We start from the raw sequence: 12,790 nt of genomic DNA, 5'->3' as shown, positions 1-12,790 counted from the left end.
TCTCCATCGCCGGGGGTTTCGCCGTTACGGGACGCCGCGCCCTGTTCACGGCCCGCTGCGCGGGCGCCAGTCCGGTTCTTTGGCCCTTCCCAGCTCACGTTCATCTCTCGGCCAACCGCCCTGCCTACGGTGAAGGCCCATGACGTGGAAGACGAAGGTCAACTCGGCCCTCGAAGGCATCACCGGCTACACCATCGTCCGGCCCAGGCCGCAGGCCCCGCCCCCCAAGGACACTCCACGCCCGCCGGCCGATCCGAAGATCGACCGGCTGCTGCGCGCACCCGTCTTCGTGCTCTCGCCCGTCAGGTCCGGCTCCACGTTGCTCCGCGTCATGCTGAACAGCCATTCGCGAATCCATGCGCCGCACGAGCTCCACATACGGAGGATCGCCGTCAGCCTGACGACCGAGCCGGTGCGGCAGGCCATGGACGCGCTCGGTCATTCCCCGAGCGACATCGAGCACGTCCTCTGGGACCGCATGCTGCACCGGGAACTGGTCGCGAGCGGCAAGGACATCATCGTCGACAAGACGCCCAGCAACGTCTTCGCCCACCGGCGCATATCCACGTGCTGGCCCGACGCCCGCTTCATCTTCCTCATGCGTCACCCCGCCTCGATCGCCGGCTCCTGGCATGAGGCCGACCCGCAGGAGCGGCCCATGGAGGAGGCCGTCCGGCACACCCTGCAGTACATGCGCTACCTCCAGGAGGCCAGGCGGCGGTACGACGGGCTCGACCTGAGATATGAGGCGCTCGTCGACGACCCCGAGGGCGAGATGCGCCGTGTGTGCACCTATCTCGGCATCGGCTACGAGCCCGGCATGATCGAGTACGGCCGGCACGACCACGGCGAGTTCGTGAAGGGCATCGGAGACTGGCGCGACAAGATCCGCAGCGGCCGGGTGCAGCGTGGCCGGCCGCTTCCCGCCCCCGAGGACGTCCCGGAGGACCTGCGCGAGGTCGCCACCGCCTGGGGTTACCTCCAAGAGTCCTGACACCGCGGTCAGACGGTGCTCGTGATCGGCCGTCTGCCGCTACCGCGCACCCCCGCGAGATTCCCGATCACGCGGACGGCCGGGGATCGATTCAGGAAGGGCCCAGGAGAGGGGCCAGCGCGCGCAGGCCCGCGATCACCTCCGCTCCGGTGGGAGCCCGCTGAGGGTCGGTGAGCCACTGCGTCAGGACTCCGGACAGCAGGGCGAGCTGGACGGCGCCGAGCGTGCGTACGGTGGCCTGGTCGACCGTGTCCTCCTCGACGCCGGCCAGGAGGGCCGCCAGCCCACGGCGGCCCTCGCTCTGGCCGTCGGACAGGTAACGCCGCAGCTCCTCCGAATGCTCCGCCTGGATGAGGGCCTCGACGGTCGCCAGCCACAGCTTGCGGTTCTCCGCGAGAGAGGCGATCACCCGGTCCCACATCGCCTCGTACCGCTCGGCCGGGGTTGACCCGGCCTGGCCGAAGTCGGCGAGCACCCGCCCCGTCTGAGCGCCCCAGTCGTCGATGGCCTCGATGAGGGCGGCGTTCAGCAGCGCCTCCCTCGAACCGAAGTGGTAGCCGATGGCCGCCATGCTGACACCGCCCGAGGCGGCCGAGATGTCGCGGACCGTCGTCCGTGCCCAGCCCTTCTCCTCCAGGCAGCGCCGCGCTCCGGCGATCAGGTCCTCCCGATTTCCCATGCGGGAATGCTACCGGCCGATGAGGCGATCGTCCTAGGCAAATGCCTTAGGCGTACGTCTTGCGCGTACGCGCAAACCACCGTTAACGTGGAGACACCGACAACCAAGGGGGATCCCGTGAGCCACACCATCAACCGCGCCGAGCTGACCATCGACGGCCGTCGCCTGTCCTACCTCGACTTCGGCGGCCCCGGCCGTCCTCTGGTGGCCCTGCACGGGCACATGTCCGAAGGCGCCTCCTTCGCCGGCCTGGCTGCGCGGCTCGGTTCCGGATGGCGGGTCATCGCCCCCGACCAGCGCGGGCACGGTGACTCCGACCGGGCGGCCGACTACAGCCGCCAGGGTTACGTCGCCGACGTCCTGGCGCTCCTCGACCATCTCGGCCTCGACCGGGTGGTGCTGCTCGGGCATTCGCTGGGCGCGATCAACGCCTACCAGTTCGCCGCCCGCCACCCCGCTCGCGTCGCGGCCCTCGTCAACACCGAGGGCCCGGCCGAACTCGGCCTGCACGGCCCCAACCCGCTGTCCTTCGTGCTGGATCTGCCGTACCAGGCGCCCACCCGTGAGGCGCTGATCGAGGGGCTCGGGCATTTCGCCCCGTTCTTCGCCGACGGCCTGCGTCGCGACGCCGACGGTGGCTGGCGGCTGCCGTTCGTCCCCCGCGACATGGTGGACTCCGAAGAGCTGGTGCACGGCAGTCACTGGGCGGACTGGACGGCCGGCTCATGTCCGGCGCTGCTGGTCCACGGCAGCCGCGGCGTCATCCCGGCCGAGCAGGTCCAGGAGATGATCAGCCGCCGTCCCGGCACCCGCCGGGCGGAGCTGGACGGCGACCACTTCGTCCACGCCGCCGACCCGGACGGGTTCGCCGCGGTGGTCCACGAGTTCCTGCGCGGGCTTTAGGCGGACGACCGATTTGCGCTGAAGGTGGTCTGGGTTCCAAAGTTGAACCCATGACGACGACGGCCACCTCCCGCACCCATTCCTGGGCCCCTCCGACGGTTCCTCCCGGCGAGCTGAGCGGGCTGGAGTTCCTCCACGAGATGATCGAAGGCCGGATCCCCGCGCCGCCGATCGCCGGGACGCTGGGCTTCACACTCGTCCGGGTGGAGCCGGGACTGGCCGTCTTCGAGGGTGAGACCGGGGAGCACCTGTACAACCCGATCGGCTCGGTCCACGGCGGCTACTACGCCACGCTGCTCGACTCCGCGCTCGGCTGCGCGGTGATGACCCGGCTGCCGGCGGGGGCGGGCTACACCACCACGAACCTGACGGTCCACATGGTGCGCCCGGCGTTCGCGCACACCGGCACGCTGCGCTGCGAGGGGACCGTCCTGCATGTGGGCAGGTCGATCGCCACCGCGGAGGCGAGGATCGTGGGCGCCGCCGACGGCAAGCTCTACGCCCACGGCACGACGACCTGCGCTATCTTCCCGATCGCGCCTTGAACAGCGCCCGCTTGGCGGCCTTGCCCACCTGCTTGTCCGGATGGGCGTCGTCGATGGCCTCCATCAGCTCCTCCACGTGAGGGTGGGGGACCTTCCAGATCACGTCGAGCAGCTCGATGAGCGTCTGGGCCGGGCCGATGTCGTGCAGGCTGCTCACGAACTCCGGCCGCCCGAGCCCGGCGGAGATGGTCCACATGTCGAGGATCAGCCAGTGCGTGTCCTCAGGCGTCGGCTCGGGCGCCTCCTCGACCTCCAGCTGGGTGAGGTGGGTCGCGGCGTACGGCCGCAGCGACGGCTCCTTCAGCGCCTCCCGCCAGGCCGGCACGGCGGCCTCTCCCAGTGCCCCGACGAGGCTGGCGGCCTGGACCCGGACCAGGGCGTCCGACTCCTCCTCGGCGGCGGCGGCGAGCAGCTCCGAGGCGGCCTGCGGGGTGTCGCGCAGCCTCAGCCAGGCGGCGAACTCCTCGTCGGCCTCCTCCTCGGACATGTCGGCGCTGAACGACAGCAGGTCGAGGGCGGTCATCGCGTCGATGGCCGGCCGCGCGTCGATCTCGATGTCGGCGTCGTCGAGCATGTGGACCATGCCCTCGGTGCCGAGCGGCGTCAGCCGTACGACGTCGTCCTCGACGGTCACCATGCCGTAGCCGCCGAGCCAGGCGATCACGGGCGCGAGCGGGTCGCCGGCGGCGGCCCACGCGTCGGGGCCGAGGTCGTCGTACTCGGCCACCGCCTCGGCCAGCTCCCCCCGCAGGTCGGTGAGCGACCGCTCGCCGCCGCCCAGGAGCAGGCGGATCAGCAGGGCGCGCGTCAGCCCGGACAACGCGAGGGTCAGATCGTCGTCGTCGAGCTCGGGGTCGCCGTAGTCGAGCGAGTGGAGCCCGAGCAGCCAGGCGTCCAGCACGTCCTCGTCGTCGTCGAACGGCCAGGCGGCGGTGTCGGAGTCCACGCTCACCGTGTCGTCGCCGTCCGGAGCGAGGAACTCCAGGTCGATGGCGAGGTTCCACAGGTTCCAGATGTTGTGCGCGTCGGGCAGCCCGAGCGTCCGCACGGCCTCGTCCACCTCGTCGTCCCCGAGCAGCGTCTCCTCACCGACCTTGCGGCCGGTCCCGACCCACAGGGCCAGGTCCCTGGCCTGGGCGATGAGCGTCACCCCCCGGGCCGCCTCGGCGAGCTCGGAGTCGGGCCGCAGCCGGATCGTGGGCAGGGCGCCGATCTCGTCGGCGAACGTCTCGAAGTCGCCGAGACCCTCGTCCTCCTCGTCCCCGTCGAGCTCGTCCTCCTCCTCGTCCCAGTCGCGCTCGGCGATGGCGTCCTCCATCGCGTCGACGAAGTCGTCCTCGATCTCCTCCAGCTCGGCGAGCAGGGTGGGGAGCGTGGCGGAGCCCGGCGAGAGCCGGCCGGTCGACGACAGGAACGTCAGGTACGCCCGGATCGCGCCCACCATGCCGTCGGCGGCGGCGTCGGGGTCCTCGACCACCTGCGGCATGCGTTCAAGGAGCACGGTGCGCAGATCGCCGCGCTTCCAGAGCCCGACGTCCTCGCGGGCGATGAGGCGGTGCCACAACGCGACCGGCCCCACGAGCTCCGGATCGCTGCCGGGTGCGTTGGCGGGCGCCCAGAGTATGAATTCTTGGAGCAGGGGACGCAGCTCACCGGCGGCCGCCTCGATGCGATCTGTCACCCCGCCAGCCTAGGGCTATCGGGACGCCGCTCTCTAATCAGTTAGCGCGCCTGTGGATGACCGGGCCATGTCTTTTGGATCTTCTCGCCTGCCGCCGCCGCTCAGATGACGTCTCGCCGTGTCGTCGCCGCACCCGCGAGGACTCCTCGCAAGCCCCGAATTCCCGCCGGGGCCGGGTTCGCCGGCCCGCAGAACACCGCTACGGGGGAGGACCGGCTAGTTTGCCCGCCGCATGGCCTCGGTGATCCTTTCGGCGGCGGCGACGACGGGCGCGGCGTGCATGCGGCCGGGCGTGCGGGTCAGGCGCTCGATGGGGCCGGAGACCGACACGGCCGCGATGACCTTGCCCCCGGAGCCCCGTATGGCGGCGGAGACGCTGGCGACGCCCTGCTCCCGCTCGCCGACGCTGTGGGCCCAGCCCCTCCTGCGTACGCTGGCGAGGGTGGCGGCGGTGAACTTGGCGCCGCGCAGGCCGCGGTGCAGCCGGTCGGGCTCCTCCCAGGCCAGCAGTATCTGGGCGGCCGAGCCCGCGGTCATCGGCAGGGCCGAGCCGACCGGCACGGTGTCGCGCAGGCCGCTCGCGCGCTCGGCGGCGGCAACGCAGACGCGCTCGTCGCCCTGGCGGCGGTAGAGCTGGGCGCTCTCCCCGGTGAGGTCGCGGAGCTGGATGAGCACGGGACCGGCGACGGCGAGCAGCCGGTCCTCCCCGGCGGCGGTGGACAACTCCGACAGCCGGGGGCCCAGGATGAAACGACCCTGCGTGTCGCGGGAGACGATGCGGTGGTGCTCCAGCGCCACCGCGAGCCGGTGAGCCGTGGGCCGGGCCAGTCCCGTCGCCTGGACGAGCTGTGCCAGGGAAGCGGGGCCCGCCTCCAGGGCGTTGAGTACGAGAACCGCCTTGTCGAGTACTCCGACCCCGCTAGAGTTGTCCATACCCCGATACTGCCGTCTCGCTATCCGAGATGCAAACGCAATATTGGGATTCACGAGATACAGTGTCCATATCCCGATATTTGCGTCTCATGATAAGAGACATCCGGGGGTCGAACGCAAGGAGGCGTTACACCTATGGGTCGCACACTGGCTGAGAAGGTATGGGAGCAGCACGTCGTACGCCGCGCCGACGGCGAGCCCGACCTGCTCTACATCGACCTCCACCTCATCCACGAGGTGACGAGCCCTCAGGCGTTCGACGGCCTCCGTCTCAGCGGGCGGACCGTGCGCCGGCCCGATCTCACGATCGCCACCGAGGACCACAACGTCCCGACCGTGCTCGGGCCGATCTCCGACCCGGTGTCGCGCGCGCAGGTGGAGACGCTGCGGAAGAACGCGGCGGAGTTCGGCGTCCGGCTGCACCCGATGGGCGACGCCGGTCAGGGCGTGGTGCACATCATCGGCCCGCAGTTCGGCCTGACCCAGCCCGGCATGACGATCGTCTGCGGTGACTCGCACACCTCGACGCACGGCGCGTTCGGCGGCATCGCGTTCGGCATCGGCACCTCCGAGGTCGAGCACGTGCTCGCCACCCAGACGCTGCCCGCCTACCGGCCGAAGACGATGGCCATCGAGGTCGCGGGCGAGCTCCCGGTCGGCGTCACCGCGAAGGACCTCATCCTGGCGATCATCGCCCAGATCGGCACCGGCGGCGGGCAGGGCTACATCGTGGAGTACCGCGGCGAGGCGATCCGCGGGCTCTCCATGGAGGGCCGGATGACCGTCTGCAACATGTCGATCGAGGCGGGCGCCCGGGCCGGCATGATCGCCCCCGACGAGACCACGTTCGAGTACCTGCGCGGACGCCCGCACGCCCCCGAGGGCGTCGCCTGGGACCAGGCCGTCGAGTACTGGAAGACGCTGCGCACCGACGACGACGCCGAGTTCGACAAGGTCGTGAACATCGACGCCTCGACGCTGACGCCGTTCGTCACCTGGGGCACGAACCCCGGGCAGGGCGTCCAGCTCGGCTCGGTCGTGCCGTCCCCGGAGGACTTCGCCGACCCGGTCGAGCGGTCCGCGGCCGAGCGGGCGCTCACGTACATGGGCCTGACGGCGGGCACGCCGCTGCGCGACGTCCAGGTCGACACCGTGTTCGTCGGCTCCTGCACGAACGGCCGGCTGGAGGACCTGCGCGCCGCCGCCGACATCCTGCGCGGGCGCACCGTCGTCACGCGCACGCTGATCGTCCCCGGCTCGATGCAGGTCAAGAGGGCCGCCGAGCAGGAGGGCCTGCACGAGGTGTTCAGGGCCGCCGGCGCCGAGTGGCGCGAGGCCGGATGTTCCATGTGCCTCGGAATGAACCCCGACATCCTGCAGCCGGGCGAGCGCAGCGCCTCGACCTCCAACCGCAACTTCGAGGGCCGCCAGGGCAAGGGTGGCCGTACGCACCTGGTGTCGCCGCAGGTGGCCGCCGCGACCGCGGTGACCGGCAGGCTGACCGCGCCCGCCGACCTGTGACACGCAGCCGGCTCTGCCCGTCCCGGCGGGTGACCAGCGGCCGGCCCACCCGTCCCGACCTGTCCTAGGAAAGATCACTCATGGATGCCTTCACCACACACACCGGCCGCGCGGTGCCGCTGCGGCGCAGCAACGTGGACACCGACCAGATCATCCCCGCCGTCTGGCTGAAGCAGGTCAGCCGTACCGGCTTCGAGAAGGGCCTGTTCGCCGCCTGGCGGGAGGACCCGTCCTTCGTCCTGAACGACCCGGCCTACGCGGACGCCTCGATCCTGCTGTCCGGACCCGACTTCGGCACAGGCTCCTCGCGCGAGCACGCCGTCTGGGCGCTCCAGCAGTACGGCTTCCGCGCCGTGATCTCCGCCCGGTTCGGCGACATCTTCCGCAACAACTCCACGAAGATGGGCCTGCTGCCCGTCGTGCTGCCGGAGGACGTGGTCGAGCGCCTGCAGGCCGCGGTCGAGGCCGACCCGTCGGCGGAGATCACCGTCGACCTCGTCGACCGGCAGGTGCGCATGGGCGACCTCGTGGCCTCGTTCGAGATCGACGACTACACGCGGTGGCGGCTCCTGGAGGGCCTCGACGACATCGGGCTGACCCTGCGTCACGCGGACGCGATCGGCGAGTACGAGAATGGACGGCAGCCATGGCTGCCGACGACCGTCTGAACGATCATCAGACCCTGGAAGTCCTGCTGGCGCGGCGACTGCGTGATGCGCATCGCCGCGTCAGGGCGTTAGCCTTACCACAGGAGGAGCGGGCTCGCCTGACTCGACGGCTGCTCTCCATCTGTGACGTGGCAAAGCGGGACATAGGCCATGCGGCCGTCCGGCTGGACGCCTTCATCGCCTACCTGGACGGCGTATCCGACACGCCGAGCAGGCGAAACATGCCCCCCGGTGATTGAGTCCCGCTTCCTCGTCCCCTAATTTCAAAGCGCGTAAGGGGGAGGAACCAAATGAACAAGAAGGAACTCGTCGACGCGATCGCTGATCGCGTCGGTGACAGGAAGACCGCTACCGAAGCGGTCAACGCTGTCCTTGACGCGATCCAGAACGCGGTCGCGGGCGGTGACAAGGTCTCGATCACCGGCTTCGGCGCTTTCGAGATGGTGCACAAGCCGGCTCGTACGGCTCGCAACCCTTCGACCGGCGATCCGATCAAGGTAGCCGAGAGCTGGGCTCCCAGGTTCCGCCCGGGTGCCGAGTTCAAGGAGCAGGTCAACGCCGGCGGCAAGGCGTCCGCGAAGAAGAAGTAGGCGGCGCACAACCAGGCCAGGGACGGCGTCCGGATCCTTCCGGGCGCCGTTCGTGTCTCCGCACAACGGCGCACACCGGCGTCGGGCGGCGCGGGTTCCCAGATTCACGGGTTCACGGGTTCAAGATTTCACGGGTCACGGCAACGGGAACGTGGACAGCGTCACGTAGGTGACGCGGCCGCCGGCCATCACGAGGGCGACCCGCTGGCCGGGGCGCAGGTGCCGAAGCGGCCCCGCGTCGAACGCCTCCGCGTCGAACGGGATCTCCGTCCCGTCGTCGAGGAACACCGAGCCCGAGCGGGTCGCGCGGTCGAACGTCTTCACCGTGGCCTGCACGCGATCAGCGTACTCGGCGGCCTCGGCTGGGTCCCGCCCTCACCGGCCTCGGCCCACCCGTCCACTCGCCGTCCATCGCGCCCCCGGCCTCACCAGCCTCGCGGCCCGGTCGCGAGCCCCTCCCGCGAGCCCCTCCCGCGACCCCCTGGTGGCCTCTGTTGCGGCAGTCCTCGTCCCGCACGCGAACGATCTGCCCGCGAAGCGAAACCTTTTGACCGTGGACGAGGCTCCTGCGAGGATTTCCCGGCATGACAGCCGGAGAGGGGACCCGTAGCCTCTGGCAGGTCCCCTCCTTCCGCCGCTACGCCGGGGCGGACGCGATCAGCAAGCTCGGCAGCGAGATCACCCTGGTCGCCCTGCCGCTGACGGCGGCGATCACCCTTCATGCGAGCCCGTTCCAGGTCGGCCTGCTCACCGCCGCGGGGATGCTGGCGTTCCTGTTGGTGGGGCTGCCCGCCGGGGCCTGGGTCGACCGGATGCCCCGCCGGCCCGTCCTCGTCGTGACCGACGCGATCCGCGCCGCCGCCCTGCTGTCGGTCCCCGTCGCCGCCGCACTGGACGTGCTCTCACTGCCCCAGTTGTACGGTGTGGCGCTCCTGACCGGGCTGTGCACGGTCTTCTTCGACGTCGCCCAGCAGAGTCACCTCCCCGCGATCGTCGACGGGCGGGACCTGACGCGCGGCCACGGCGCGCTCGCGGGCAATCTCTCACTGGCCCAGCTCACCGGCCCCGGGATCGGCGGATGGCTCGTGCAGCTGCTCACAGCGCCGGTGGCGATCCTGGCCGACGCCGTCAGCTTCGCCGTCTCCGCCGTGCTGCTGCTCGGCGTCCGCGCGGGGGAGGAGCGTCTCCAGGAGCGGCGGGGGAGCCTGCGGGCCGAGATCGCCGAGGGGGTCCGGTTCGTGGCCGGCCATCCCGTGCTGCGGGTCGTCGCCGTCACCGGCGCGCTGACCATGCTGGCGTTCGGCCTGTGGACGGCCACGCTGCCGCTCTACCTGATCCGCGAGGTGGGCGTGAGCCCGGCCGCGTACGGCCTGCTGCTGTCGGCGAGCGCGGCGGGAGGCGTGGGCGGCGCCTGGCTCGCGCCACGGGTGGCCCGGCGCCTCGGGACCGGGCCCGCCATGTACGGATCGGCCGCGCTCGCCGCGGCGTTCATGCTCCCCGTGGCGCTGACCGGCCCGGGATGGCGGTTGCTCGTCTTCCCCGCCGGTCTGGCGCTCAGCGGCCTCGCGGGCACGGTGTTCAGCGTGGTCCAGGGGGCGTACCGCCAGTCGATCTGCCCGCCGCACCTGCTCGGCCGGCTGAGCGCGACCATGCGCTTCCTGATGTGGGGTGCGATGCCGCTGGGCGGGCTGCTCGCCGGCACGCTCGGCCAGCTCGCCGGGGTGCGCGCCGCGTTCGTGGCGGCCTGCGCCTGCTACTCCCTCGCCCACGTGCCCGTGCTGGCGACTCCCGGGATCCGTTCGGTCCGGTAGGTCACTTCTCCTCGATGTAGGAGGCCAGGCCTCGCAGGATGATGTCCAGGCCGAGATCGAACCGGTAGTCGTTGGACTCGTCCACCATCAGGTCGGCCAGCGCCACCATGTTCGGGAACCGGTCGGCCGGCAGTGCGGCGAAGTACTTCTGGATCTCGGCGCGCATCTCCGGCCACCCCTTGTCTCCGGTGCCTCCGGACTCGCCGGCCTCGACGCGGCGTCCCTGCCAGATCGACTCCTGGAGGATGAACCCGTCCATGAACGTCGACAGGATGTCGCCCGCTATCGCCGCGACCCGATCAGGCAGGCCGGCCTGCCGGAAGATGGCCAGCAGCTTCTCGATATGCGGAAGCAGCTCGGGGGTGAAGGGCGTCTGCTCCATCGAGATCCTGGCCATGTCGCGGTGGCTCAGCATCCGGGTCCGCCCGTCCCGCGCGAACTCCTTGATCTGCTCCTGCCAGTTCTCCGGGTCGGGATCGGGCAGCTCGACGCTGCGCAACATGCGGTTGTACATCAGCTGCAGCAGCTCGTCCTTGGCGCTCACATGGGCGTACAGGGCCGAGACGGCGACCCCGAGCTCCGCGGCCACCTGCCGCATGCTCATCTTGTCGTAGCCCTCGCGGTCGAGCACGGCGAAGGCGGCGTCGATGATCCGTTCCCGGGTCAGGGGCACGCGTGCCGGGGCGGGGCGCTTTCTCGGACGCTCCCACGGGGGTACGGGCACATCCTGCTGACTCATGGGGACCTCCGCTGTCCCAGCCATCGTAATGAACAGTGCTTCCCAGGACGAACGACGCTCTGTATCGAGACATATCTTGTTCACGGAGAGATCGAGATATATCGTAAGAACGTCATACTTGCGGATGAACGCTGATCGAGTGTAGAACAGTGCTCACTAAATCATGAACGCTGTTCAAAAGATCTGGAGGGACAATGGGAAACCCACCCGCGCCGCCGTCCACCCCTTCCCTGACGGCTCCGCCGGCCGGTACGGCGGCCGAGACGCCGCCGTACCGATGGCGGTGGGCGGCTCTGTTCGTGATCCTCGCCGCGGAGGTCATGGACCTCCTCGACGCGATGGTCACCAACATCGCGGCGCCGACGATGCGCGCCGACCTGGGCGGCTCCGGCGCGACGATCCAGTGGCTCGGGGCGGCCTACACGTTGTCGATGGCCGTGGGCCTGATCACCGGCGGCCGGCTCGGGGACATCTTCGGACGCAAGCGCATGTTCCTGATCGGGGCCGTGGGGTTCACGATCGGGTCCCTGCTCTGCGCGGTGGCGCAGTCGCCTGAGATGCTGATCGGCGCCCGGGTGCTGCAGGGGCTCTTCGGCGCCGTCATGCTGCCGCAGGGGCTCGGCATGATCAAAGAGTTGTTCCCGCCGAAGGAGATGCAGACGGCGTTCGGGATGTTCGGGCCGATCATGGGCCTGTCCGCGGTGGGCGGCCCCATCCTGGCCGGTTGGCTGGTGGACGCCGACTACTTCGGCACCGGCTGGCGCATGATCTTCCTCATCAACCTGCCGCTGGGCCTGGCCGCGCTGCTCGCCGGGCTCCGCTTCCTGCCCGAGTCGCGCTCGCCCCACCCGCTCAAGCTCGACATCCCCGGGGTGGCCCTCGCGTCGGTGGGCGGCTTCCTGGCGATCTACCCCCTCGTCCAGGGACGGGAGAACGACTGGCCGGCGTGGGCGTTCGTCATGCTCGCCGCCTCGGTCGTGGTCTTCGGGTTCTTCGGCTGGTTCGAAGCGCGCAGGAGCCGCCGGGGCGGGGACCCGCTGATCGTTCCCAGCCTGTTCCGGAAACGGGCGTTCACCGGCGGGCTCCTGACCGGCATGGTGTTCTTCTCCGGGATGGCCGGAATGATGCTCGCCCTCAACCTGTACACCCAGATCGGGCTCGGCTACTCGACCCTCAAGGCGGGCCTGGCGATGGTGCCCATGTCCGCCGGCATGATCGTCGGCTTCGGGATCGCCCAGGCGGTGCAGAAGTTCGGGCGCAAGGTGCTGCACGCCGGCGTCCTGCTCATGACCCTCGGCGTGCTCGGCCTGCTTTACACGGTGAGCGTGACCGGCATGCACGTGACGCCGTGGCAGCTCGCCCCCGGCCTGGTCGTGGGCGGCATCGGGATGGGCCTGCTCATGGCGCCGTTCTTCGACATCGTGCTCGCCGGTGTCGAGCAGCACGAGACGGGCTCGGCGTCCGGCACGCTGACCGCCGTCCAGCAGCTCGGCAACGCGTTCGGGGTGGCGCTGCTCGGCACGGTGTTCTTCGACGTGCTCGGGAACGTGCCTACCCCGGACGGCTTCGGCGACGCGATGAAGATCACTCTGTGGGTGGTCGCCGGGATGCTGCTGCTGACCTTCGCGGTGGCCTTCCTCCTCCCGCGGCACGCCCGTGAGGAGGTCGAAGAGGGAGCGGAGACCGTCGCCGCGTGACCCTCGCCATGCGTCCCCGCCGCCGCCCG

Annotated in this window: 14 protein-coding genes; 9 read left to right on the top strand and 5 right to left on the bottom strand. The window is 70.4% G+C overall.

The annotated features are described in order from the left end of the window. Positions 1-139: 139 nt before the first annotated feature. Positions 140-994: a sulfotransferase gene (locus AB0B72_RS36625; RefSeq protein WP_367744115.1), complete on the top strand. Its 855-nt coding sequence runs from the start codon at positions 140-142 to the stop codon at positions 992-994. A gap of 91 nt (positions 995-1,085) precedes the next feature. Here AB0B72_RS36625 and AB0B72_RS36620 read toward each other — a convergent pair whose 3' ends face one another. Further along, complete coding sequence (locus tag AB0B72_RS36620) at positions 1,086-1,673, bottom strand: TetR/AcrR family transcriptional regulator (RefSeq protein ID WP_367744114.1); 588 nt, start codon at positions 1,671-1,673, stop codon at positions 1,086-1,088. 117 nt (positions 1,674-1,790) lie between these two features. Between AB0B72_RS36620 and AB0B72_RS36615 the strand changes: the two genes are divergently transcribed. Next, positions 1,791-2,576, top strand: coding sequence for an alpha/beta fold hydrolase (locus tag AB0B72_RS36615; protein WP_367744113.1), 786 nt, complete (start codon positions 1,791-1,793; stop codon positions 2,574-2,576). 50 nt (positions 2,577-2,626) lie between these two features. Further along, positions 2,627-3,121, top strand: coding sequence for a PaaI family thioesterase (locus AB0B72_RS36610; RefSeq protein ID WP_367744112.1), 495 nt, complete (start codon positions 2,627-2,629; stop codon positions 3,119-3,121). Here AB0B72_RS36610 and AB0B72_RS36605 read toward each other — a convergent pair. Further along, complete coding sequence (locus AB0B72_RS36605) at positions 3,099-4,802, bottom strand: hypothetical protein (protein WP_367744111.1); 1,704 nt, start codon at positions 4,800-4,802, stop codon at positions 3,099-3,101. The genes AB0B72_RS36610 and AB0B72_RS36605 overlap by 23 nt on opposite strands. 216 nt (positions 4,803-5,018) lie before the next feature. After that, the gene (locus AB0B72_RS36600) at positions 5,019-5,735 is read right to left on the bottom strand and encodes an IclR family transcriptional regulator (protein ID WP_367744110.1); all 717 of its coding nucleotides are present in this window, start codon (positions 5,733-5,735) and stop codon (positions 5,019-5,021) included. A gap of 135 nt (positions 5,736-5,870) precedes the next feature. Here AB0B72_RS36600 and leuC point away from each other — a divergent pair, with 135 nt between their 5' ends. From leuC to AB0B72_RS36580, 4 genes are all read left to right on the top strand, one after another. Next, a complete protein-coding gene (gene leuC, locus AB0B72_RS36595) occupies positions 5,871-7,256 on the top strand; it encodes a 3-isopropylmalate dehydratase large subunit (protein ID WP_367744109.1) in 1,386 nt (461 codons plus the stop codon). 80 nt (positions 7,257-7,336) lie between these two features. Next, positions 7,337-7,924: a 3-isopropylmalate dehydratase small subunit gene (gene leuD, locus AB0B72_RS36590; RefSeq protein WP_367744108.1), complete on the top strand. Its 588-nt coding sequence runs from the start codon at positions 7,337-7,339 to the stop codon at positions 7,922-7,924. Further along, entirely contained in the window at positions 7,903-8,163 is a 261-nt protein-coding gene (locus AB0B72_RS36585; RefSeq protein WP_367744107.1) for a hypothetical protein, read from the top strand. The genes leuD and AB0B72_RS36585 overlap by 22 nt, the downstream gene beginning before the upstream one ends. Before the next feature lie 51 nt (positions 8,164-8,214). Next, a complete protein-coding gene (locus AB0B72_RS36580; protein ID WP_367744106.1) occupies positions 8,215-8,514 on the top strand; it encodes an HU family DNA-binding protein in 300 nt (99 codons plus the stop codon). Positions 8,515-8,649: 135 nt separating this feature from the next. On the opposite strand, the gene AB0B72_RS36575 is transcribed toward AB0B72_RS36580, so the two are convergent. Next, positions 8,650-8,850: a hypothetical protein gene (locus tag AB0B72_RS36575; protein WP_367744105.1), complete on the bottom strand. Its 201-nt coding sequence runs from the start codon at positions 8,848-8,850 to the stop codon at positions 8,650-8,652. A 248-nt stretch (positions 8,851-9,098) separates the two neighbouring features. Between AB0B72_RS36575 and AB0B72_RS36570 the strand changes: the two genes are divergently transcribed. Next, entirely contained in the window at positions 9,099-10,325 is a 1,227-nt protein-coding gene (locus tag AB0B72_RS36570) for an MFS transporter (RefSeq protein WP_367744104.1), read from the top strand. 1 nt (position 10,326) lies between these two features. Here AB0B72_RS36570 and AB0B72_RS36565 read toward each other — a convergent pair whose 3' ends face one another. Next, the gene (locus AB0B72_RS36565; RefSeq protein WP_367744103.1) at positions 10,327-11,064 is read right to left on the bottom strand and encodes a TetR/AcrR family transcriptional regulator; all 738 of its coding nucleotides are present in this window, start codon (positions 11,062-11,064) and stop codon (positions 10,327-10,329) included. A 194-nt stretch (positions 11,065-11,258) separates the two neighbouring features. On the opposite strand from AB0B72_RS36565, the gene AB0B72_RS36560 reads away from it, so the two are divergent. Continuing rightward, on the top strand, positions 11,259-12,761 hold the full coding sequence (locus AB0B72_RS36560) for an MFS transporter (protein WP_367744102.1): 1,503 nt from the start codon (positions 11,259-11,261) through the stop codon (positions 12,759-12,761). The last annotated feature ends 29 nt before the right edge of the window (positions 12,762-12,790 follow it).

The sequence above is a fragment of the Microbispora sp. NPDC049125 genome (assembly GCF_040802045.1).
GTDB lineage: Bacteria > Actinomycetota > Actinomycetes > Streptosporangiales > Streptosporangiaceae > Microbispora.
This window is presented reverse-complemented; position numbering and strand designations above follow the sequence as displayed.

Coding starts and splice junctions, on each gene's coding strand:
- AB0B72_RS36625 (WP_367744115.1), top strand. CDS start 140: ATGACGTGGAAGACGAAGGTCAACTCGGCCCTCGAAGGCATCACCGGC.
- AB0B72_RS36620 (WP_367744114.1), bottom strand. CDS start 1,673: ATGGGAAATCGGGAGGACCTGATCGCCGGAGCGCGGCGCTGCCTGGAG.
- AB0B72_RS36610 (WP_367744112.1), top strand. CDS start 2,627: ATGACGACGACGGCCACCTCCCGCACCCATTCCTGGGCCCCTCCGACG.
- AB0B72_RS36600 (WP_367744110.1), bottom strand. CDS start 5,735: ATGGACAACTCTAGCGGGGTCGGAGTACTCGACAAGGCGGTTCTCGTA.
- leuC (WP_367744109.1), top strand. CDS start 5,871: ATGGGTCGCACACTGGCTGAGAAGGTATGGGAGCAGCACGTCGTACGC.
- leuD (WP_367744108.1), top strand. CDS start 7,337: ATGGATGCCTTCACCACACACACCGGCCGCGCGGTGCCGCTGCGGCGC.
- AB0B72_RS36585 (WP_367744107.1), top strand. CDS start 7,903: ATGGCTGCCGACGACCGTCTGAACGATCATCAGACCCTGGAAGTCCTG.
- AB0B72_RS36580 (WP_367744106.1), top strand. CDS start 8,215: ATGAACAAGAAGGAACTCGTCGACGCGATCGCTGATCGCGTCGGTGAC.
- AB0B72_RS36570 (WP_367744104.1), top strand. CDS start 9,099: ATGACAGCCGGAGAGGGGACCCGTAGCCTCTGGCAGGTCCCCTCCTTC.
- AB0B72_RS36565 (WP_367744103.1), bottom strand. CDS start 11,064: ATGAGTCAGCAGGATGTGCCCGTACCCCCGTGGGAGCGTCCGAGAAAG.
- AB0B72_RS36560 (WP_367744102.1), top strand. CDS start 11,259: ATGGGAAACCCACCCGCGCCGCCGTCCACCCCTTCCCTGACGGCTCCG.